Genomic DNA, 1,582 nt, shown 5'->3' on the forward strand with positions numbered 1-1,582 from the left:
CCTGCCATAAAGCTGCTGCCTAGTGATTGCATTTCAGCACCAACTTTACCTGCATTTTGGCTTTCTACACCAATGTGTGCTCCAAATAATACACCATTATCAAGAGCTTTTGCAGCACCACCTACAAAGCCCATAGCACTTCCATTTGTAGCAGCAAAGCCTGTAGCAGCAATGCTTGATGTAGAGAAGTATGGAGTAGCAAAGCCTATCCATGATTTATTTGCTCTCTCTTTTTCAGCTAGCAATAATGCTAGTTTTTCTTCTTTTACTTTAGGATCTTTTTCAGATTCTACTGCTTCTGCTAATTCTTCTAGCTTAGATTTTTTACTTGCACCTGTGTATTGTGTAGATATAGTACCCTCTCTTGGATAAGAAAGATTACCTATCTCACCTGTAGCTACTGCATCAAACACACCATCAATAATGCTTTGTGCGCGTGTCATTTGAGAGTTCATATTAGCAATAGATTGGATAGCTCCTAATGCACCGATTGATTTGTTTGCTTCAATATTGATAGTCATAGCACCACCACTGAAGTTAATATCATAGATATTTTGTGTAGTTGCTATTCTATTCATAAGTGCTGTGTCTAGAGTATCTTTGATACTTGTGCCTTGTGCGTTTTGAATAGTATTTGCTTTAATAAAGTTTTTCAAATCATAGGCTTCACCTACTTGAAAGCCTTGTCCTATATTTACGATAAAGGCTTTATCCCCTGCGGCTCTTGCATTGCTTACACCCTCAAGCTTGATTGTAGCACTTGTGTTGCCATCAATCTTTATCGCACCATTTGCATCATAGCTTGCTTTATCTTCAAGCGTTACAGCAAAGTTTTTACCAAGCACTGCTGTGCCAGCTGCTGCAAAGTTTAGCGAACCAATCTGTCCGCTATTGCTTATATGTGCTACGCTATCTTGTTGATTAAGTGTGATTTTATTTATGCTACCGCTATTTGTGATTGTTAAATGCTCATTTGCATTTGCTGTGCCACCTTTTAGTGTAATCTCACCAGTGATACTGCCAGAGTTTGTAAGGTTTATGTTTTTGCCTTGTAGTGTTACTGCACCAGTGATTGTGTTGTAGTTATTTACACGATTGCCTTTCATATCTGTGGTTGCGTCTTTACCTACTTCAATATCACCGCTGATTGTCCCCCAGTTGTTTAGGATATTGAGTTTATCGCTTGTATCCCCAGAAGCTTTACCCATTACTATTTTAGAGATGATTTGTCCAGTAGAGTGGTTATTGATAATTTGTCCTACTTTATCTGCACTACTCTCTATAGCTGTTTCACTTGATGTCTCACTACCTATTGTGCCGTAGTTGTCTATCCGTGCGTAGCTTTCAGTGAAATTAACCTTTTTGATTGTAGCACCACCAGCATTTTGAAAGTGTGCAAAGTTAGATTCTGTAGCAGCTGTGCCACCACCTAGTTTTACTTCAGCATCTATTTTTCCATTATTTGCAATGCTTGAAGCATTTGTGCCACTCAAAGTAACTCCAGCGGAAATTGTGCCATTATTTGTAATATCTGTTACGCCACTTGCTGTGATAGTTCCTTCAATCTTGCCATTATTTGTAA

At 38.7% G+C, this 1,582-nt stretch carries 1 protein-coding gene; it reads right to left on the bottom strand.

The window, feature by feature from the left end:
- On the bottom strand, positions 1-1,582 hold a 1,582-nt coding region (locus tag T368_RS16000; RefSeq protein ID WP_034595285.1), incomplete at both ends, for a hypothetical protein.

The organism is Helicobacter bilis ATCC 51630, from assembly GCF_000686565.1.
Classification (GTDB): domain Bacteria; phylum Campylobacterota; class Campylobacteria; order Campylobacterales; family Helicobacteraceae; genus Helicobacter_A; species Helicobacter_A bilis.